The following is a 19,792-nucleotide window of genomic DNA, read 5'->3' as shown; positions in this document are numbered from 1 at the left end:
TGCATGCACATGGCGGGGATCCTCGGTCGTTCGTCAGGCGGTGGCGGGTCCGTCGACGGGGGCCACCGGGGCGACCCGGCCGGCGGCGACCGCGACCAGGTGGGCGCCGAGCAGGTCCGCCCGTTCCCGGCCGACGTCGCGGATGTCGACCGGGTGGTTGCCCGCACCGGCCGGCGCGAGCACCAGCGTGACCAGGTCCAGCCGTCGTTGGAAGGGGTTGGCCCGGGCCTGCACGCCCTGCAGCCTGCCCAGCGGCATCCAGGTGGAGGTGTGGCCCAGCACGCCGCCCGTCACCAGCGCGACCCGGTCGGTGGCGGCGTGGCCGAGGCGGCGGTACTGCGCGCCGCTCAGCAGCCAGGCGAGCAGTGCGGTGACCACCAGTGCTCCGACCAGGCCGGCCCCGATCGCGCCGCGCAGGTCCGCGAACACCGCCAACGGGGTGACGGCCATGATCGTGAGTGGGATCCAGAACCCGCGCAGCCACAGCCAGGCGAGCCGCCGCCGGGCCGCGGGCGGGTGCTGGAGTGATGCAGGGGGCAGGTGCTCGCCCGGCACGTTGCGCAGCCCGATCGCCAGGACGCGCTCGAGCACCTCGCGGTCGACCCACGGGACGATGATGCGTCGGTCCTGGTCGCTGGAGGAGCCACCGGCCGAGCGCAGTTGCAGCGTGCCCACCCCGAACAGCCGTCGGACCCAGTTCTGCCGGTACTCCAGGACCTGCAGGCGATGCAGCGGGACCGTGGCGCTGCGCTGCTCGAGCAGTCCACGCGACAGTCGCAGGTCGTCGCCGTCGCGCACCAGCTCGAGGTCCCAGTCCCGCAGCAGCGTCACGACGATCGCACCGGCCAGCCCGACCACCACCAGGACCACGGCCAGCACCACGACCCCGAGGCCGGCTGCGGTCGAGGCCGCGTCGCTGGCCAGTTCGTCCACCTGGTCGCCCGCGAGCTCGAACAGGAACTGGCCGAGGGCGGCCAGTGCGGCCGGCACGACCAGCAACCCCGATCCGGTGATGGCGTGGCGAACCAGGTCGGCCACGCTCGGCCGGGCCAGCGTCACGACGGGCGGGGGCGGGGTCGTCGTCGTCCCCGGCCCGTCGCCCGGGACGCCGGGAGACGTCGTGGACGGTGGGACCTCGATGCCGCCGGGGGTCGTTGCTCCGCGGGTCGAGGCCGGCACGCCGTCGCGAGTGCGTCGGGCCGCGACGATGTCCGCCCGGAGCTCCTCGGCCCGCTCGACCTCCAATCCGTTGAGGTCGATCTCGGTGTCGCCACTCTCGGACGCACTCTCGACCCGGAGCAGGGCCGTGCCGAGCACCCGGTGCAGGATCGGCCGCTCGACCTCGACCTGCTGGATCCGGCCGATGTCGAGTGCACGGCGCTGGCGCCACAGCAGGCCACTGTGCACGTGCAGGACCTGGCCGTCGAACCCCCAACGGAACCGCATCCAGTGCAGGACCCGGGTCGCCCCGGCGATGAGCACGCCGACGGTCGCGATCAGCAGGAACCACCAGCCCATGTCGCCGCCGACGATCACCAATGGCACCAGCAGCGACGCCAGCGCCCGCAGGTTGATGCCGCTGAGCATCGATCGGGCCGGGAGGGCGTGGGGTGCGACGTCGTCGGTCGAGGCGGTCGTGGCACCGGTGTCGGTGCCGGGACGTCCCGGCGTCGCCCCGACGGGCGGGGGCGGGGGATCCGGCTGCGACGGGTCAGACGGCATCGACGTCTCCGTCGGTGTTCGCCTCGCGGGCGGCCGCGGCCGCCCGCTCGAGCAGCTCCTGGCGCAGGTCCTCGGCCTCGGCCGTGGCGATGCCCGGGAGTCGTGACGTGATCGAGGCCGTGTGGACGTTGAGCCCGGTCATCCCCAGTGCACGATCCAGTGGCCCCTGGTGGGTGTCGACGTGCTGGATGCGGAAGAACGGCAGGGCCTGGACCTGGCGCGTGACCACCCCGTGGCGCAGGGTCAGGGCCAGCTCGTCGACGTCCCAGCGCCACCGTCGCCACGCCAGCGTCGGGCCGACCGCGGTCAGGCCGAGGAACACCAGCCCGACGACGACCGGGACGGCCCACGTCACGGGGCGTTCCATGGCGGCCGCGACCAGGGCCACGACCCCCAGTGCCAGGCCGGTCATCATGACGGTCGCGGCGAGCCAGGAGATGGTCCAGACCCAGCGCATGTTCGGGTGCAGGGACCGCTGCAGGGAGTCGTCGAGCACGATGGTGTCCCGGTCTGGTCGGTGCTGGTCAGCGGGGTTGGCGGGCGTCGGGGGCGAGGTGGGGCTCCGGAGGCTCCCGCGCGGCCGTGACGGTATCGCGGACGATCCCGTCGCCGACCCGCCCGCGGCGGTCGCGCCGCGTGGTTGGTGACTCGACGATCCCCCGTGCAGCCCGTGTCGCCCGGGTCGCCCGGACGGCTCAACCGGCGTCGCCACCGCCCAGGGCGCCCTGCATCGCCAGCAACTTCAGCCGGGTCTCCTCCAGCTCGTCCTCGGGCAGCGATCCGGCCACGAGGCCGACCCCCGCGAACAGCCTGGCGCGGGCGCCCGACAGCCGAGCGCACCGCAGCGCCAGCGCGACCTCGCCGTCACCCGCAGCGTCCATCCAGCCCACCGGGCCCGCATAGCGACCCCGGTCCATGCCCTCGAGGTCGTCGATCATGGCCAGGGCCGCCTCCCGCGGGGTGCCGCCGACGGCGGCGGTGGGATGGAGGTGGTCCGCGACCTCGAACGCGGTCGGCCGGGGTGATGCCGACCCGCTCGCCGGCGATCGGTCCGCCAGGCGGGCGGTCACCCGGGTGGCGAGGTGGTGGACGTTGTCGAGGGTCAGGACCGACGGGTCGGTCGGCGCGTGGACCTCGGTCGCGAGGTCGTCGAGCCGCTCGGTCACGGAGGTCACCGCGAGCTGGTGCTCGTGGCGGTCCTTGGCCGACCCCAGGAGCTCCTCCGCGAGCCGGGCGTCGCGGGCCGGATCGGCGTCGCGACCACGGGTGCCGGCCAGGACCAGCGACGTCACCGCGTCGCCCTCGCGTCGCGCGAGCAGCTCGGGCGTCGCACCGAGCAGCCCGTCGTGCAGGAACGTCCAGCAGTCGGGGAACGTCGTGGCCAGCCGGTCGGCGAGATGACGCGGGTCGAACGGGTCCTCGCACCACAGCGCCAGGTCCCGGGCCAGCACCACCTTCTCGGCGGCCCCGGCGTCGATGCGTTCCACCGCGAGGTCCACGGCCTCGAGCCACCGCAGGTCCGGCAGCGACGACCCGGCGTAGCGCAGCCTGTCGGCGTGCGGGCGGGGTGCGGTCCCCGTGCCCGGTGCCGGTGGCTCGGGGCCGGGGTCGTCGACCGGGTCGATCGTGACCAGTCGGGTCCGGCCGTCCCGACGACGCAGGAGTCGGCGGGGCACGAACGCCCGGCTCCCCGCCCGGCGACGGTCGAAGGTCAGCGAGGCCAGCACGACCAGTTCGTCGACGTCGCCCTCCACGTCCAGCCCGGCGAGGGTGGACGCGAGGCGGGTCGCCCGTTGCGGCCCGGTCCCCACGGTGATGGTCGCCGCCCGCCCCCAGGCGGCCAGGCCCTCGCCGCGCCGCAGCGCGAGCGCACCGGAGGGGTCGGGCAGCAGCTCCGGGAGACTGCGCGGGTCGTCGACCTCGCGCGTGGCGATGCGCAGGGTCATCGGGCGTCGTCGACGACTGCGGCCAGCCGGGCGCGAGCGGCCGCGACGACCAGCGCCTGGAAGTGGCCGCCGACCAGGTCCCGGGTCGCCGGCAGCATCCGCTGGAAGGCCTCGACCAGCGCGTCGGCTGCCTCGGGCGAGTCCCCCCGGGTGCCCCGGACGGGGTCCCGGACGTACAGCAGGAACGTCTCGACGGCCTCGTCGGCCAGGCCGCGCAGCAGGCCGTCGGCGCGGCGTGCGAGGTCGAGGAACTCCGCCAGGGGCAGCCCGGTCTCGAGCATCTGCATCGCCGCCCGGACGGTCGGGGCGTCGTCGGCGGCGAAGCGGGCGTCACCGGCCTCGACGGATCCCGACCGGGCCACCAGCAGGCCCTCGCGCTCGATGGCCTCGAGGACGGCCACCGGGACGTCGGCCTGCTCGGCGAGCTGGTCGATCGTGACCAGCTCGTCGGGGCCGGCCTCGGGGTCGGGCACGCCCAGCGCGGCCGCGAGTGCGGCGTCCACCGGGTCGAGCGACGTGGCGCGGCCGGTGGACGTGTCGGAGCTGCTCGCGACGTCCATGGCGACCTCCGGTCGGGGACGGACAGATGGTAGGCAACGGTATTCTCGCGAGCCCGCCCGTGGTCGACCACACTGCCGGCGTCGCCCACTCCAGGAGACCCCCGTGGACGTTGCGAGCGCAGCGAGCAACTCCAACCCGGCCGCGGGCCGGGCGGCCACCGGCCCCGACCCACGCACCGGCCTGCCCGCTGCCGGGCGGGACGGCAAGGACGCCTCGCTCGTCCAGTCGATGTTCGACCGGGTCGCCCCGCGCTACGACCTCGCCAACGCAGTGCTCTCGCTCGGCCAGGACGCCCACTGGCGCCGGGTGACGGCACTGGCCGCGCGTCCCGCTGGCCGGACGATCGTGGACGTGGCGGCCGGTCCGGGCAACGTGACCCGCGAGTTGCTGAAGCAGGGTGCGCGCCACGTGGTCGCGCTGGACCTGTCCCACAACATGGTGCGCGAGGGTGCCGGCCGGGGCCTGCCCGACGTGACCTGGGTCAACGGCGACGCGCTGGCCCTGCCGCTGGCCGACGACAGCATGGACGCGGTGACCATCTCGTTCGGGTTGCGCAACCTGTCGGACCCACGGGCCGGACTCGCCGAGTTCGCCCGGGTCCTGCGACCCGGTGGCGACCTGGTCGTGGCCGAGTTCGCCACGCCGACCAACCCGGTCTTCGCCACGATCTACCGGGACTACCTGGTCGCGGCGCTGCCCCGCATCGCCCGGGTGGTGTCGTCGGACGCCCCGGCCTACCGCTACCTGGCCGACTCGATCCTGGCCTGGCCCGACCGCGCCACCCTCGCCGGCTGGATGACCGACGCCGGATTCACCGACGTCCAGGTCAAGGACCTGTCCGGTGGCATCGTCGCGCTCCACCGCGCCCGCGTCCCCGGCGATCCCTCCTGAGACCTCGCCGCATCCCGTCCGCCGGCGATCCACACCGCGATGGCGTTCCCGGCCGCCCAGGTCGGCTCGGAACGCCCGCGCCGAGAACCACGTCGTCCGTGGTGGCGTTCGTGGCCGCCTGACTCGGCTTCGAACGCCCGGATCCGCCGGGACGTGCCGGGATAGAATCGTGAACGCGTTCACAAGCACGTCCCCCACCTCCCTGGAGACCGCCGTGGTACCTCCCGCTGTCGTCGACTGTGACGTGGTGGTGGTCGGGGCCGGTCCCGGTGGGGCGACCGCGGCGGCCTGGCTGGCCCGCGCCGGTCGCGACGTGGTCCTGCTCGAGAAGGAGACCTTCCCGCGCGACAAGGTCTGCGGTGACGGGCTGACCCCGCGGGTGGTCCAGGAACTGCTCCTGCTTGGCCTGCACGACGAGGCCCACGGGCGCGTCGACGGGTGGTCCACCTCCACGGGCCTGCGCATCCATGGCGGCGACACGGTGATGGAGCTGCCGTGGCCGGAGCTCGACGACTGGCCCGACTGGGGGGCGGCCTGCACCCGGGCCCAGTTCGACCACACGCTGGCGAAGCTGGCCGTGTCCGACGGCGCGACCCTGTACGAGGGGGTCACGGTCGACGACCTGACCTGGCGTGACCCGGTGGCCCGTGACCGGGTCGACGGCGTGACCTGGCGCACCGCGGACGGGGAGACCGGCGTGGTCCGTGCCCCGATCGTGATCGCCTCCGACGGCGCGTCGTCCAAGCTCGGCATCAAGGCCGGGTTGCACCGCCGCGACGACCGTCCGCTGGCCGTCGCCGCCCGGACCTACTACCGCTCGTCGCGGGCCGACGACGACCACATCTCGTCGTTCCTCGACCTCACCGACGGCGACGGCAACCTGCTCAGCGGGTACGGCTGGATCTTCCCGCTCGACGACGGGTCGCTCAACGTCGGCCTGGGCCTGCTGGACACCTCCAAGGACTTCCGCGGGACGAACTACCGCAAGCTGCTGGCGGCGTGGGCGACCGGGATGGCCGACGAGTGGGAGACCACGCCCGACAACCAGTTCGGGGGGGTCGGCTCCGGCCCGATCCCGATGGGCTTCAACCGCACCCCGATCCACCGCACCGGGCTGCTGCTGGTGGGGGACTCGGCCGGGATGGTCAACCCCTTCAACGGCGAGGGCATCAGCTACGCCATGGAGGCCGCCCGCCTGGCCGCCGAGGTCGCCGACGAAGCCCTCGCCCGCAAGTCGACCGCGGTGCTGGACCGCTACGACCGCGAGCTGCGTCGTCGCTGGGGTGGCTACTACACCCTCGGCAAGGTCTTCACCCACCTGGTCGGCTCTCCCACCGTGATGGACGTCCTCACCACCTACGGCATGCCGGTCGAGCCGCTCATGCAGTGGGTCCTCAAGACCATGGCGCACCTGACCGACAGCCGGCCGTCCGACGTCAACGACGTCATCATCAACACGATGCAGAACGTCGCCCCCGCCGCCTGACCGTCCAGTGTGCGCATCCCGGCCATCCGTGGCCGCGAACGGCACACTCGACGCGGAGCACGGCATCGGGTGTGCGCGTCGCGACCATCCGTGGCCGCGAACGGCACACTCGACGGGTGGTCGAGGACGTGGGGAGGTGGGACGTGGCAGGTGACGGGGGGTTCGTGCTGGAGACGGCGCGGACCACGATCCGACCCTGGCGGACGAGCGAGGCCGACCTGCTGCTCGACATCCGCCGTCGTCCCGAGGTCGCCCGGTGGCTCGGCTCGCCCGTGCCCTGGACCGACCGCGACGAGGCGGTCGGCCACCTGGCGCAGTGGCGCGAGCAGGCCACGCCCGCGGTGCCCTCGTCGTGCGCGATCGTCCCCCGCGACACCGGGGTGCCGGTCGGGACCGTGACGCTGATGAGGATGCCGACCGCGCCCGGGGCCGGCGAGGTGCCCCTGGCCGACGCCGGCTGGCTGGACGACTTCGCACCCCTGGGCGGGATCGACGGACGTCCCGGCGAAATAGAGGTCGGCTGGTACCTCCACCCCGACGCCGTCGGCCACGGCTGGGCGAGCGAGGCGGCCGCGGCGATGCTGACCCACGGCTTCGCCCACGGTGCCAGCCGCATCTGGGCCGTCATGTGGCCCGACAACGCCCCGTCCGCGGCCGTGTGCCGACGGCTGGGCATGGCCGAGCTGGGCGTGCGGGTCGACCCGTGGTACGGCACGGCCGACGACCCCGACTCGCGCGTCTTCCTCGCCACCGCCCCGGAGACGGTCATCGAGTGAGCGGCTCCCTCCAGCGGGCTGGAGCGATCCGCACACTCGACGTGGGGGCACCATGACGTGCGGGCACGCGGGGGTGTGGGGTCACACGATGGTGAGGCCGCCGTCCACGGTCAGGACCTGGCCGGTGGTGTAGCCCCCGGCGTCGCTGGCCAGGAACAGCAGGGCCGCGGCGAGCTCGCGTGGGTCGCCGGCACGCTGGACGGGGTTGCGTCCCATCCGCTCCTCGAGGTAGCCGGGCGGGTACTGGTCGGACATCTCGGTGGCGAAGAACCCTGGCGCGAGCGCGTTGACCCGGATGCCCTTGCGCGAGGTCCACTGCTGCGCCAGGTCGCGGGTCAGCCCGAGCAGGCCGGCCTTGCTGGCGGAGTACGCCGCCTGGGGCAGGCCCGCCGACTTCAGTCCGAGGATGCTGGCGATGTTGACGATGCTGGCGCCCGGCTGCATCACCCGCCCGCAGGCCTGCGCCATCCAGTAGGCGCCCTCGAGGTTGACCTCGATGACCCGCGTGAACTGCTCGGGGGTCTCGCGCGTCGCGGGCACGGCCGTGCCCAGCCCGGCGTTGTTGACCAGCACGTCGACCCGGCCGAACTCGTCCATGGTCGCGGCCACCAGTGCGTCGCAGGCAGCCGGGTCGGTGACGTCGGTCGGCACGACGAGGGCACGGCGACCGAGTGCCTCGACCCGCACGCGGGTCTCCTCGAGGCGGTCGGCCCGGCGGGCTGCCAGCGCCACGTCCGCCCCGGCGTCGGCCAGCGCGAGGGCGAAGTCCACCCCCAGGCCGGACGAGGCACCGGTGACGATCGCGGCGCGACCGTCCAGCCGGAACAGGTCGAGGGCAGACCGGTCGTCGTCGGTCGGGGAGGTGGCATCGGACATCGTGTGGGCTCCTGCCAGGTCACGGTCGGGCTCGATGCTACGGCTGGTCCGCCTCGTCGGCCGAGTCGTCGTGGGATGCATATGCTGGGACGCACTTCGTGAAACACTTCACGAGACGGTCGCCGATTCACCCACGTGGTGGTGCTCCACCCCGCCGGGACGCGACTGCGAGGGTCGTCCGCCACGCCTACGCTGGGCACCCGACCCCCGACCTCACCGCCCACCAGCCCAGATCCTGCCCGTTTCCCGCCCGGGCGCACTGCGTCCGGCCGCCGTCCGTCCCCCATGCCCGGGGCCGCGGCGCCGGGGATCGGGTGGAGGAACAGGAGACGCCGTGCTCGCGGACTACCTCCCCGTGCTGCTGCTGTTCGTGGTGGCCTTCGGGTTCGTGGCGGCCAGCCTCGGGGTCAGTGCGCTGGTCGGACCCCGCCGGCCCAACCCCAGCAAGCTGTCGGCCTACGAGTGTGGGAACGAACCACTCGCGCAGGTCAAGGGCACCCGCTTCTCCGTGAAGTTCTACCTCGTGGCGATGATGTTCCTGATCTTCGACATCGAGACCGTGTTCGTCTATCCGTGGGCGATCACCACCGCCGACCTCGGCTGGTTCGGGTTCGGCCAGATGGCGTTGTTCCTGGGCCTGCTCGGGGTCGCGTTCGTCTACGAGATCGGCCGAGGAGGCCTGACGTGGGACTAGAGGAGAACCTCCCGTCCGGGATCCTGCTGACCAACCTCGAGAAGTTCGTGAACTACTCGCGGTCGGCATCCCTGTGGCCCGCCACCTTCGGGCTGGCCTGCTGCGCCATCGAGATGATGTCGATGGGTGGCCCGCGCCACGACGCCGCGCGGTTCGGCATGGAGGTCTTCCGTGCCTCGCCGCGCCAGGCCGACCTGATGATCGTCGCCGGCCGCGTGTCCAACAAGATGGCCCCGGTGCTGCGGCGGATCTACGACCAGATGAGCGACCCCAAGTGGGTCCTGTCCATGGGCGTGTGCGCCACCTCCGGCGGCATGTTCAACAACTACGCGATCGTGCAGGGCGTGGACCACGTCGTGCCGGTCGACATGTACGTCCCGGGCTGCCCGCCGCGACCCGAGATGCTGCTGGACGGGATCCTCAAGCTGCACGCGAAGATCCGTGGCGAGACCTTCGTCGAGCAGGGGAGCAAGTAGTGGCGACGCCTGCCGACTCCCCACCGCCCGCCGACATCGGCGAGCCGGAGCACGTCGACCCGGCCGAGGCCGCCGCCGCGGCCGAGTCCCCGGTCGACGACCCGCGCCGGCCCGCCCTGCTGCCGGGCCTCGACGGCGACCCGTTGACCCTCGAGCAGCTCGCGGAGCGCATCGTCAACGGTTTCGGTGCCGTGACCACCGACATCGTGCACGGCGAGCTGACCGTGCAGGTCGCGCCCGAGCGGCTCCACGCCCTGCTGGCGTTCTGCCGCGACGACGACGCCCTGCAGTGTCGGGTCCTGTCGGACCAGTCGGCGGTGCACTGGCCTGCCGGCGAGTTCGTCGTCGAGCGCCAGCCGGCCACCACCGGGTGGCCCGACTACCGCGTCCAGCGTGACCGCGGCGTCATCGAGATCAACTACCTGCTGCGGTCGTGGCGTCGCAACCACCACTTCCGCGTGTCGGTCGGGGTGGACGACACCGAGCCCGTGCTGCCGACCGCCACCGACCTGTTCCCCACGGCGAACTACCACGAGCGCGAGATCTTCGACTTCTACGGCGTCGAGTTCACCGGCCACCCCGACCTCAAGCGCATCCTGATGCCCGACGAGTGGGTCGGGCACCCGGGTCGCAAGGACTACCCGCTGGGCGGGGTCGAGGTGGAGTACGAGAACGACAAGTTCATCCCGTCCCCGCAGGAGCGCGAGCTCCGCCAGGTCGTGGAAGGAGAGTCGTCATGAGTGGCACGACACCTGCCGAGGGCGGCGGGACGCCGGCGCCCGGACCGGGCGGCGAGGCCGGGTCCGGTGCGACCCCGCCGACCACCGGCCACCCCAACATGGGCACGCCCGACGAGGGCTCGTCGGACGCCTCGACCACGACGCTGGACGACCGCGAGCCGACCATGGCCCCGGCCGAGGACCAGCACGTCCTGAAGGCCACCGAGGGCCTGCCGGACCAGACCTCCACGCCGACCCAGCGCCCCCACGAAGCCGCGGCAGGCGCCGAGGTGTGGGTCGAGGGCGGCGACTGGGAGGAGCTGGCCGACGCGGTCGGCGAGTCGACCATCAACATCAACATGGGCCCCCAGCACCCGTCCACCCACGGCGTCCTGCGGCTCGTCCTCGAGTGCGAGGGCGAGACCGTGCTGTCGGTCGAGCCGGTCATCGGCTACCTCCACACCGGGATCGAGAAGAACAGCGAGTACCGGACCTGGGCCCAGGGCTCGACCTTCTTCACCCGGATGGACTACCTCGCGCCGTTCTTCAACGAGACCGCCTACTCGCTGGGCGTCGAGCGCCTGCTGGACATCGAGGCCCCCGAGCGCGCCCAGGCGGTGCGGGTCATCCTGATGGAGTTCAACCGGATCGCCTCGCACCTGGTGTGGGCCGCGACCGGCGGGATGGAGCTCGGCCAGACCACGATGATGACCATGGGCTTCCGCGAGCGCGAGCACGTGCTGGACCTGTTCGAGTCCCAGTCCGGCCTGCGGATGAACCACGCCTACGTCCGCCCGGGCGGGCTGGCCAACGACGTCACCGATGACTTCGCCGAGCGCTGCCTCAAGCTCGCCGACCTGCTCGACGGGCGGATCACCGAGTACGAACAGCTCCTCAAGCGCAACCCCATCTGGGTGTCACGGATGGAGGGCGTCGGGGTCATGACGCCCGACGAGTGCGCGGCGATGGGCGTGACCGGCCCGATCCTGCGCTCGGCCGGGGTCGACTGGGACCTGCGCAAGCGCCAGCCCTACTGCGGCTACGAGCAGTACGACTTCGACGTCGCCGTGGGCCAGGGCTCGGACTGCTACGAACGCTTCCTGCTGCGCTTCGCCGAGATGCGCGAGTCGCTGCGGATCGTGCGCCAGGCGGTGGCGACGCTGCCCGGCGGCCCGGTGATGGTCGACGACCGCCGCATCGCGTGGCCCTCCAAGCTGGCCCTGGGCCCCGACGGCATCGGCAACGACCCCGCCTACATCCGCCACATCATGGGTGAGTCCATGGAGGCGTTGATCAACCACTTCAAGATCGTCACCCAGGGCTTCCCGGTCCCGGCCGGCCAGGTCTACTCGGCGGTCGAGGGACCACGTGGTGAGCTGGGCTACTCGATCACCTCCACCGGGACCAACCGCCCGTACCGGGTGCACGTCCGGGACCCCTCCTTCGTGCACCTGCAGTCCGCCGACCAGATGTCGCGCGGCCACCTGATCAGCGACGTGATCGTGGTCGTGGCGTCCATCGACCCCGTCATGGGTGGAGTCGACCGATGACCGACCACGACACCTCGGGCGTCGTCGTGGGGCCCGCCGACGGCGACCCGCCCACCACCTTCTCGGAGCAGTTCCACGCCGACGCCGCCAAGCTGGTGCGGCGCTACCCGGTCGCGCGCTCGTCGCTGCTCCCGCTGCTGCACCTCGTGCAGTCCGAGCACGGCTACGTGAGCCAGGCGGGGATCGCCTTCTGCGCCGAGGCCCTCGACCTGACCAAGGCCGAGGTCGGCGCCGTGGCGACCTTCTACACGATGTACAAGCGCGAGCCGGTCGGCAACTACCTGCTGAGCGTGTGCACCAACCCGACCTGCCAGGTCGCCGGCTCCCAGGTCATCTTCGACCGCTACAAGGAGGCGCTGGACGGGGCCGTGCGCGACCCGGAGACCGGGGTCACGATCGAGCAGGCCGAGTGCCTGGGCATCTGCGACGCCGCCCCCGTGGTGCAGGTCAACTACGAGATGTACGGCCCGCTGACCGACGACGAGGCCGACCGGCTGCTCGCAGCCTGCCGGTCCGGTGCGGGCAACGCGCCGGTGTCGTCGTGGTCCGGCGAGCCCGCCCCGACCTTCGCCGAGGTCGAGCGCGAGCTGTCGGGGGCCGACGACGCGTTCGCCGACCAGTTGGTCGAGGCAGCCCGCCACTCCATCACCGGCTACGACGTCCCGCCGGCCTACAAGTCGGGCGAGACCGACATCCCGGTCACCCACCCCGGTGGCGACCGGAGCGGCCACGGCGGCGAGATCTTCGCGGCCGGGTTCGCCGGGTCCAACGGCTCGCGGCCGGTCGGTGGCGCGCCCGACGGTGACCCCGAGGTGGCCGCTGCCGCCGACGACCAGGAGCTCACGCCCGACCAGGCCGACGACGTCGAGGAGGTCGCCGCCGCGGCCGACGACAGCGCCGGCGGGCAGGCGGGCGAACCCGGACGGGCGGACGAGTCCGTCGACGTGGCCGACGACGCCGAGCAGGCCGCCGACGGGGCCGATCCCACCTCCGGGAACGGCTCCGACAGCACGGACGGCGACGGCACCACGGGCACGGACACCGACGACACCGACGACAACGACGGGGAGGCCTGAGCATGGGGACGCTGGGACCGGTCACCGCGCTGTCGACGCGCTACGACGTCGACCGGGCGTGGGACATCGACGTCTACGAGGACCACGGTGGCTACCAGAACGTCCGGGCCGCCCTGGACTCCACGCCCGACGACATGATCCAGATGATCAAGGACTCGGGCCTGCGTGGCCGGGGCGGGGCCGGGTTCCCGACCGGGCTGAAGTGGTCGTTCATCGCCCAGGACACCGGCAAGCCGGTCTACCTGGTCGTCAACGCCGACGAGTCCGAGCCGGGCACCTTCAAGGACCGCCCGCTGATGGAGCGCGACCCGCACAGCCTGGTCGAGGGCATCATCGTCAGCTGTCTCGCGATCCAGTCCGAGATGGCCTACATCTACGCCCGCGGCGAGTTCGGGCTGGTGTCGCGCCGGCTGCGCCACGCCATCGAGCAGGCCTACGAGCGTGGCTACCTGGGCGCCGACGTGTTCGGGTCCGGCAAGCGCGTGGACATCACCCTGCACCGTGGCGCCGCCGCCTACATCTGTGGTGAGGAGACCGCGCTGCTGGACTCGCTGGAGGGCCGCCGGGGCCAGCCACGCCTGCGCCCGCCCTTCCCCGCCACCCACGGCCTGTACGGCTGCCCGACCACGGTCAACAACGTCGAGACCGTGACCGCGGCCGGCTACATCGTCGGCCAGGGCCCCGAGTGGTTCAACCAGTACGGCACCGAGAAGTCCGCCGGACCCAAGCTGATGTGCATCTCCGGTGAGGTGAAGCGCCCCGGCAACTACGAGTTCGCCCTGGGCACCCCGGTCAGCGAGATGATCGCGGCCGCGGGCGGCATGCTCGACGACCGTGAGCTCAAGTTCTTCTTCCCCGGCGGGTCGTCCACGCCGATCCTGACCGCCGAGCACGCCGACATCCCCTACACCTTCGAGGCGATGACCGAGGCGGACTCGCTGCTCGGGACCGGCGCGTTGATGGTCCACTCCGACAAGACGTCGGTGGTCGAGACCGTCTACCGCTACGTCAAGTTCTACGAGCACGAGTCGTGTGGCAAGTGCACGCCGTGTCGCGAGGGTGGCTACTGGACCGCGCAGGTCTACGAGCGCATCCTCGACGGACGCGGCCGGGCCGAGGACCTCGACCTGCTCGCCGACATCTCCAACAACATCTTCGGACGCAGCTTCTGCGCGCTCGGCGACGCGCTGACCTCGCCGGTGCTCAGCTCGCTCGAGCACTTCCGCGACGAGTACGAGTACCTGCTGCGCTCGGCCGGACGCCTGCCCGACCACATGCAGTCGGTCCGCACGGCGACGGCCAACGAGTACCTCGAACGCAACGACCTCGCCACGGCAGGGGTGTGACGATGACGGACACGGTCACGCTGACGATCGACGGCAAGGAGATCACCGTCCCCAAGGGGACGCTGCTGATCCGTGCCGCCGAGCAGCTCGGCACGATCATCCCGCGGTTCTGCGACCACCCGCTGCTCGACCCGGTCGGTGCCTGCCGGCAGTGCATCGTCGAGGTCGAGGGCCAGCGCAAGCCGATGACCGCCTGCACCACCGAGGCGGCCGACGGCTGGGTCGTCAACACCCACCTGACCTCCGACGTCGCCCGGACCGCGCAGGAGGGCCAGCTCGAGTTCCTGCTGATCAACCACCCGCTGGACTGCCCGATGTGCGACAAGGGTGGGGAGTGCCCGCTGCAGGACCAGGCGATGGCCCACGGCAACCACCACTCCCGCTTCGTCGACGAGAAGCGCAAGTACGACAAGCCGGTCGCGGTGTCCGCGCAGGTGCTGCTGGACCGTGAGCGCTGCGTGCTGTGCGCCCGTTGCACCCGCTTCTCCGACCAGGTCAGCGGGGACCCGTTCATCGAACTGTTCGAGCGTGGCGCCCTGGAGCAGGTCGCCATCTACGAGGACGAGCCCTACGAGTCCTACTTCTCCGGCAACGTGATCCAGATCTGCCCGGTCGGGGCGTTGACCTCGACCAGCTACCGGTTCAAGGCCCGCCCGTTCGACCTGCGCTCCACTCCCAGTGTCTGCGACGGGTGCTCGGCCGGCTGTTCCCAGACGGTCCAGGCCCGCCGCGGCCAGGTCGAGCGCCAGCTCGCCCGCACGAACATGGCCGTCAACGAGATGTGGAACTGCGACAAGGGTCGCTTCGGCTACGGGCACCTGACCGCCGACACGCGCCTGACCAGCCCCCTGGTGCGGTCCGACGACGACGGCGAGGAGCCCGTGGCCGCCGACTGGGCGACCGCCCTGACCCGCGTGCGGTCGATCCTGGCCCCCGACGGCGAGGTCGTGCCGACCGCCGTGCTCAGCGGTGGCCGGCTGCCCGACGAGGACGCCTACGTCGCCGGCAAGTTCGCCCGCACCGTGCTGGGAACCGACGACGTCGACTTCCGGACCCGGTTCGCCCCGGCCTCCGAGGGCGACGCCCTGGCCGCGCTGGCCGGGCGGGACACCGCCACCTACGACGACGTCGAGCAGGCCGGCGTGGTCCTCACCGTGGGACTGGACCCCGAGGAGGAGGTCCCGATCCTGTACCTGCGCCTGCGCAAGGCGTGGCGCAACACCAAGGCCCGGCTGGTCTCGGTCGGCGCCTCCTCCGGCAGCCTCGCCGAACTGCTGTGGCGTCGCCTGCCGACCGACGTCGGCGCCGAGGCCGCCGTGCTCGACGACCTCGCCCGTGCACTCGACCGCGACGGCGACGACGCGGACCAGTCCTCCCCGATGGTCGCCGAGGTCGCCGACGCGCTGGGCTCGGTCGACCGCCCGGTGGTGCTGGTCGGCGAGCGGGCCGGCGACGGCGCGCTGGCCGCGGCCGGTCGCCTGGCCGATGCCCTGGGTGGCAAGGTCGCCTGGGTCCCCCGTCGCAGCAACGCCCGTGGCGCACTGGACCAGGGGCTCGCCGCTGGCCTGCTGCCGGGCCTGCGTCGCCACGACGACGACACCCAGCGGGCCGAGGTCGCCGCTGCGTGGGGCCTGGACGAGTTGCCGACGCGGGGTCGCGACCTCCACGAGATCCTCACCCTGGCCGGCAAGGGCAAGATCAAGGTGCTGTACCTGCTGGGCGTCGACCTGGTCCGCGACGTCGCCGACCAGCGGCTGGTCGACAAGGCCCTGCGTCGCGCCACGGTCATCACCCACGACATCGTCGCCAACGCCACGACCGCCCACGCCGACGTGGTGCTGCCGGTCACGGCCAGCCAGGAGCGGGCCGGCACGCGGACCAACTGGGAGGGCCGCCGCCAGCAGTTCCGACCGGGCGTCGCCGGACCGCAGCTGGTCCAGCACGACTGGGAGATCCTGGTGCAGGTGACCGGGATGCTCGGCCACGACCTGGGGTTCACCGACCTCGACGGCATCCGCGCCGACATGGCAGCGCTCGCACCGATCGACACGACCCCGGACTGGCCCGCTGCCGCGGATCGGTCCGACACCGCGGCCGCCGCCGACGACGGTGACGACACCCTCACGGCGGACGTCTACCCGCTGCTGCTCGACAACGGGGTCCACCAGGTGAACGCACCCGACCTGGCCGCGACCGCCCACGACCCGCACCTGCGCCTCCACCCCGACGACGCCGCTCCACTGGGCGTGTCCGACGGCGACGAGGTCACGGTCACGGGTGGCAAGGCCGAGCTGACCCTGCCGGTCCGGGTGACGCCCGACCAGGCCGCCGGGACCGTCTTCGTCCCGGCGAACTCGACCGCGCCGGACCAGGTCGACAACCCGCGCCACCTGGGTGACCGGGTCACCGTCGCCGCGGTGGCGTCGGGGTCCGCGACGGCCGACCAGCCCGTGGAGGTGAACGCCTGATGGAGTCGACCCTCGTGTCGTGGTGGTCCGGGTTCTGGCCCGGCCTGTTCACCGCCCTGCTCACCTTCCTGGTGTTCCTGCTGACGACGGCCCTGCTGATCTGGGCCGAGCGTCGCATCGTCGGCCTGATGCAGGACCGGCTCGGCCCGAACCGGGTCGGCCCGCTGGGTGTGCTCCAGACACTGGTCGACGGCGCCAAGATGTTCTTCAAGGAGGACTTCACGCCCGGCATGGTCGAGCGCGTGCTGTTCACCGTCGCCCCCATGCTGGCCGTCGTCGTGTCCCTGATGACCGTCGCCGTGATCCCCGTGGGGGGCGAGGTCACGATGTTCGGCCAGACCTTCACGCTGGTCACCGCCGACCTCGCCGTCGGCGTCCTGTGGCTGCTGGCGATGGGCTCGCTGCACGTCTACGCCGTCTTCCTGGCCGGCTGGTCCTCCCAGTCGCCCTACCCCCTGATGGGAGCCGTGCGCGCCACTGCCCAGATGATCTCCTACGAGATCGCCCAGGGCCTGGCCGTCGCCGCGGTCATCCTCTACACGGGCTCGCTGCGGGTGTCGGACATCGTCGCCTTCCAGGCGACCGACTCCGGGTTGTTCCCGGGTGCCCCGAACTGGCTGTTCCTGCCCCTGTTCCCGGCCTTCGCCGTGTTCGTGGTGGGCATGGTCGCCGAGACCCAGCGGCCCCCGTTCGACCTCGCCGAGGCCGAGGAGGAGTTGGTCGCCGGGTTCCACACCGAGTACTCGGGGATGCGCTTCGGGATGTTCATGCTCAGCGAGTTCATGGGCGTGGTCATCCAGTCGGCGATCGTCGTGACGCTGTTCTTCGGTGGACCCAACGGTCCGGTGTTCGGGCCGGGCTGGCTCCAGGGCCTCCTCCCCGTCGTCTGGTTCCTGGCCAAGACCAGCGTGTTCATCGTGTTCTTCGTCCTGCTGCGTGGGGCCGAGCCCCGGATGCGCTACGACAAGTTGATGAACCTGGGCTGGAAGATCATGATCCCGGTCGCCCTGGTGTGGGTCGTGGTCCAGGCCGCGATCCTCGAGGTCGACCGCCAGTGGGACGGCTGGACCGACGGGCGCATGCCCGCCCTGGTGGGCCTGGGCATCGTGCTGCTGGCCCTTGCCGTCACGCCGATGCTGCGACGCGACCCGACCGAGCGCACCGAGGCGGCCCGCTCGGTCGCCCGTGACCTGGGTCCGCGTCGCCTGCCCGAGAAGGACGACCCGGCCGTCCAGGCCGACACCACCCCGGACACCGGACGCGGGGACGCCCCCCACACCCCGCCGGGCCCGGAACACGACCACGAGGAGGTGGGCGTCTGATGGAATTCCTCGGACCGATCCTGTTCCTGCTGCTGGTGGTGGTGCTGGTCGGCATCGCCCTGAACACGACCGTGCTCGGTCGCGGGATGGCGATGCCGCTGCGCCAGATGCTCAAGAAGCCGTCCACGTCGCAGTACCCCGAGCAGCCCCGCCCGGTGACCCCCCGGTTCCACGGCCGCCACCAGCTCAACCGCTACGACGACGGCCTCGAGAAGTGCATCGGGTGCGAGCTGTGTGCCTGGGCGTGCCCGGCCGACGCCATCTACGTCCAGGGCGCCAACAACACGCTGGAGGCCCGGTGGTCACCGGGGGAGCGCTACGCCGAGGACTACCAGATCAACTACAGCCGCTGCATCCTGTGCGGGCTGTGCATCGAGGCGTGCCCCACGCGCGCCCTCACCATGACCCACGACTACGAGTTCTCGTCCGACACGCGGCGTGGCCTGGTCTACACCAAGGACATGCTGCTGGCGCCGGCGCCCGAGGGCGCCCCGGACACGCCGCATCGGGACAAGGACGTCCGCGAGCGTGGCCACAACTACTACGGCGGCAAGGCGGTGTCCCCGCCCGGCCTGCACGGCGGTGACCACCTGCCCGCGACCGCCCGCACGATGTCGCGCGCCAGCCAGGTCCTGCCCATGGCGCCGGAGTCCGAGGCCGACTGGGGCGATGCCCCGGGCCGGGAGGAGGACTGATGGGCGCCGAGGTGCTGCTGGCGCCCGTCCTCGCCCAGGCCTCCGACGGGCTGGCCGCGGGCTTCACCACCGAGGTGGTGCTGTTCGTCGTGTTCGGCGGGCTCGCGATCGGGTCCGGCATCGCGATGGTGAGCATGCGCAACGTGGTGCACGGCGCGCTGATGCTGGTCCTGAACCTGCTGTCGATCGCCGGGCTGTACCTGGTGCTCGAGAGCGCCTTCCTGTCGGTCGTGCAGATCATCGTCTACGCCGGCGCCGTGATGGTGCTGTTCCTGTTCGTCATCATGCTGCTGGGCGTGGACCGTGACGACCTGCTGGTGGACGTGCGACCCGTCACCCGCATCGCGGCGGGGATCGCGGCCGTCGCCGTCGTCGGGTTCGTGGGCTACGGGCTGGTCGGTCCCTACACCACCGCCGCCTCGGTCTGCCCGGCCCAGAACGGTGACCAGCCGGCCACCCCCGAGCCGGGGACGGTCGCCTGCGTCGGGTTCGCCGACACGCTGGCCGCCCTGGAGGCCGACGGCACGGGCTCCGGCTCGGCCGAGATCGTCGCCGGGGAGCTGTTCACCCGCTACACGTTCCCGTTCGAGGTCGCCGCGCTGCTGCTGACGGTCGCCACGATCGGGGCCATGCTGCTGGGCCGTCGGTCCGATCCCGATCCCGAGGACGACCCGGCCTGGGTGCCCTCGATGGTCGTCGGCGGTGGTCCCGACGACGACGCCGACGACGATCCCCACGACCGGCCCGACGCCGTGCACCGGGGCGACCCTGCCCACGCCGACGAGTCGGACGAGGACCTGGTCCCGGCCGGCATCACCGGCGACGACGCCACCGACCAGGGCGGCCGTGACGACCGCCCCACCGGGGAGGACGCCTGATGCCCATCGGTGCCTACTACCTGGTCGCCGCGGTGCTGTTCGCCACCGGGCTGGCCGGCGTGCTGATCCGTCGCAACCTGATCGTGCTGTTCATGTGTGTCGAGCTGATGCTCAACGCCGTGAACCTCAGCCTGGTCGCGGCCGCCCGCATGTGGGGCGGACCCGAGGGCCAGGTCTTCGTGTTCTTCGTGATCGTGGTCGCGGCCGCCGAGGTCGTCGTGGGCCTGGCCCTGATCGTGAACATCTTCTTCCGGCGCGGGACGCTCGACGTCGACGCGCAGCACCTGCTGAGGCACTGACGTGGGAGCCC

Annotated in this window: 18 protein-coding genes and 1 pseudogene; 14 read left to right on the top strand and 5 right to left on the bottom strand. The window is 72.2% G+C overall.

The window, feature by feature from the left end; genetic code table 11:
- Nucleotides 1-33: 33 nt before the first annotated feature.
- The 4 genes from KR546_RS01015 to KR546_RS01000 form a co-directional block, all read right to left on the bottom strand.
- Nucleotides 34-1,722: a PH domain-containing protein gene (locus KR546_RS01015; protein WP_238442830.1), complete on the bottom strand. Its 1,689-nt coding sequence runs from the start codon at nt 1,720-1,722 to the stop codon at nt 34-36.
- Nucleotides 1,712-2,218, bottom strand: a complete 507-nt coding sequence (locus KR546_RS01010; RefSeq protein ID WP_238442829.1) for a PH domain-containing protein — start codon at nt 2,216-2,218, stop codon at nt 1,712-1,714. The genes KR546_RS01015 and KR546_RS01010 overlap by 11 nt, the downstream gene beginning before the upstream one ends.
- A gap of 199 nt (nt 2,219-2,417) precedes the next feature.
- A complete protein-coding gene (locus KR546_RS01005; protein WP_238442828.1) occupies nt 2,418-3,668 on the bottom strand; it encodes an isochorismate synthase in 1,251 nt (416 codons plus the stop codon).
- A complete protein-coding gene (locus KR546_RS01000; RefSeq protein WP_238442827.1) occupies nt 3,665-4,228 on the bottom strand; it encodes a helix-turn-helix domain-containing protein in 564 nt (187 codons plus the stop codon). Before KR546_RS01000 ends, KR546_RS01005 begins: the two co-directional genes overlap by 4 nt.
- A 181-nt stretch (nt 4,229-4,409) precedes the next feature.
- Between KR546_RS01000 and KR546_RS00995 the strand changes: the two genes are divergently transcribed.
- The 3 genes from KR546_RS00995 to KR546_RS00985 all read left to right on the top strand — a co-directional run bounded on the left by KR546_RS00995 (nt 4,410) and on the right by KR546_RS00985 (nt 7,382).
- The gene (locus KR546_RS00995; RefSeq protein ID WP_420804229.1) at nt 4,410-5,120 is read left to right on the top strand and encodes a class I SAM-dependent methyltransferase; all 711 of its coding nucleotides are present in this window, start codon (nt 4,410-4,412) and stop codon (nt 5,118-5,120) included.
- 169 nt (nt 5,121-5,289) lie between these two features.
- The gene (locus tag KR546_RS00990; RefSeq protein WP_238442826.1) at nt 5,290-6,606 is read left to right on the top strand and encodes an NAD(P)/FAD-dependent oxidoreductase; all 1,317 of its coding nucleotides are present in this window, start codon (nt 5,290-5,292) and stop codon (nt 6,604-6,606) included.
- Between the two features lie 143 nt (nt 6,607-6,749).
- Nucleotides 6,750-7,382: a GNAT family N-acetyltransferase gene (locus KR546_RS00985; RefSeq protein WP_238442825.1), complete on the top strand. Its 633-nt coding sequence runs from the start codon at nt 6,750-6,752 to the stop codon at nt 7,380-7,382.
- Between the two features lie 81 nt (nt 7,383-7,463).
- Here KR546_RS00985 and KR546_RS00980 read toward each other — a convergent pair whose 3' ends face one another.
- A complete protein-coding gene (locus KR546_RS00980; protein ID WP_238442824.1) occupies nt 7,464-8,258 on the bottom strand; it encodes an SDR family NAD(P)-dependent oxidoreductase in 795 nt (264 codons plus the stop codon).
- 334 nt (nt 8,259-8,592) lie between these two features.
- Here KR546_RS00980 and KR546_RS19505 point away from each other — a divergent pair, with 334 nt between their 5' ends.
- The 11 genes and pseudogenes from KR546_RS19505 to nuoK all read left to right on the top strand — a co-directional run bounded on the left by KR546_RS19505 (nt 8,593) and on the right by nuoK (nt 19,781).
- A complete protein-coding gene (locus KR546_RS19505; RefSeq protein ID WP_238442823.1) occupies nt 8,593-8,952 on the top strand; it encodes an NADH-quinone oxidoreductase subunit A in 360 nt (119 codons plus the stop codon).
- A pseudogene (locus tag KR546_RS00970) lies at nt 8,943-9,401 on the top strand (NuoB/complex I 20 kDa subunit family protein); the annotation flags it as partial. The gene KR546_RS19505 and the pseudogene KR546_RS00970, both read left to right, overlap by 10 nt.
- 26 nt (nt 9,402-9,427) lie before the next feature.
- The gene (locus KR546_RS00965; protein WP_238442821.1) at nt 9,428-10,168 is read left to right on the top strand and encodes an NADH-quinone oxidoreductase subunit C; all 741 of its coding nucleotides are present in this window, start codon (nt 9,428-9,430) and stop codon (nt 10,166-10,168) included.
- A 164-nt stretch (nt 10,169-10,332) separates the two neighbouring features.
- Nucleotides 10,333-11,697: an NADH-quinone oxidoreductase subunit D gene (locus KR546_RS00960; protein WP_420804228.1), complete on the top strand. Its 1,365-nt coding sequence runs from the start codon at nt 10,333-10,335 to the stop codon at nt 11,695-11,697.
- On the top strand, nt 11,694-12,773 hold the full coding sequence (locus tag KR546_RS00955) for an NAD(P)H-dependent oxidoreductase subunit E (protein WP_238442819.1): 1,080 nt from the start codon (nt 11,694-11,696) through the stop codon (nt 12,771-12,773). The genes KR546_RS00960 and KR546_RS00955 overlap by 4 nt, the downstream gene beginning before the upstream one ends.
- Before the next feature lie 2 nt (nt 12,774-12,775).
- Nucleotides 12,776-14,119, top strand: coding sequence for an NADH-quinone oxidoreductase subunit NuoF (gene nuoF / locus KR546_RS00950; RefSeq protein ID WP_238442818.1), 1,344 nt, complete (start codon nt 12,776-12,778; stop codon nt 14,117-14,119).
- Nucleotides 14,120-14,121: 2 nt separating this feature from the next.
- Nucleotides 14,122-16,587, top strand: coding sequence for an NADH-quinone oxidoreductase subunit G (locus KR546_RS00945; protein ID WP_238442817.1), 2,466 nt, complete (start codon nt 14,122-14,124; stop codon nt 16,585-16,587).
- A complete protein-coding gene (locus tag KR546_RS00940) occupies nt 16,587-17,909 on the top strand; it encodes a complex I subunit 1/NuoH family protein (RefSeq protein WP_238442816.1) in 1,323 nt (440 codons plus the stop codon). Before KR546_RS00945 ends, KR546_RS00940 begins: the two co-directional genes overlap by 1 nt.
- Complete coding sequence (gene nuoI / locus KR546_RS00935; protein ID WP_274387393.1) at nt 17,909-18,604, top strand: NADH-quinone oxidoreductase subunit NuoI; 696 nt, start codon at nt 17,909-17,911, stop codon at nt 18,602-18,604. Before KR546_RS00940 ends, nuoI begins: the two co-directional genes overlap by 1 nt.
- Entirely contained in the window at nt 18,604-19,482 is an 879-nt protein-coding gene (locus tag KR546_RS00930; RefSeq protein ID WP_238442815.1) for an NADH-quinone oxidoreductase subunit J, read from the top strand. The genes nuoI and KR546_RS00930 overlap by 1 nt, the downstream gene beginning before the upstream one ends.
- A complete protein-coding gene (nuoK, locus tag KR546_RS00925; RefSeq protein WP_238442814.1) occupies nt 19,482-19,781 on the top strand; it encodes an NADH-quinone oxidoreductase subunit NuoK in 300 nt (99 codons plus the stop codon). Before KR546_RS00930 ends, nuoK begins: the two co-directional genes overlap by 1 nt.
- Nucleotides 19,782-19,792: the final 11 nt, after the last annotated feature.

Origin of the sequence: Salsipaludibacter albus (genome assembly GCF_019798055.1) — a bacterium.
Taxonomy (GTDB): Bacteria; Actinomycetota; Nitriliruptoria; order Nitriliruptorales; family Nitriliruptoraceae; genus Salsipaludibacter; species Salsipaludibacter albus.
Note: the sequence above shows the minus strand (reverse complement) of the source record. Positions and strands in the feature narration are given on the sequence as shown.